Below are 529 nucleotides of genomic sequence, written 5' to 3' on the forward strand. Positions count from 1 at the left end.
GTACTTCCAAACATCCGATCCGGATTCTCTTCCGCCTCCGGTTTCTTTTTCTCCACCGAAAGCTCCGCCGATTTCCGCACCTGAAGTTCCGATGTTTACGTTGGCAATTCCACAGTCTGAACCTGCATGAGAAAGGAATAATTCTGCTTCTCTTAAGTTCTGCGTCATGATTGCAGACGACAATCCCTGAGGAACATCATTCTGAATGGCAATTGCTTCTTCTAAAGTTTTGTATTTGATTAAATATAAGATAGGTGCGAAAGTTTCGTGCTGAACGATTTCGTAAGAATTCTTTACTTCAGCGATACATGGTTTTACGTAACAACCGGATTCGTATCCTTTTCCTTTCAGAACTTCACCTTCCACGATAAATTTTGCGCCTTCTTTTTTACCTTTTTTGATGGCTTCCTGATACATATTTACCGCATCGGTATCGATAAGCGGTCCTACATGATTTGTTTCATCCAGAGGATTTCCGATTTTCAGCTGTCCGTAAGCTTTTACCAGTCTGTTTTTCACTTCATCATAA

1 protein-coding gene is annotated in these 529 nt (G+C 41.0%); it reads right to left on the reverse strand.

The features are described from left to right. Nucleotides 1-529, reverse strand: a 529-nt coding sequence (locus tag WFK35_RS23025) for an aldehyde dehydrogenase family protein (protein ID WP_336734986.1), incomplete at both ends; no start/stop codon positions are given.

Source organism: Chryseobacterium sp. VD8 (genome assembly GCF_037149975.1).
In the GTDB taxonomy this organism is placed as follows: Bacteria; Bacteroidota; Bacteroidia; order Flavobacteriales; family Weeksellaceae; genus Chryseobacterium; species Chryseobacterium indicum.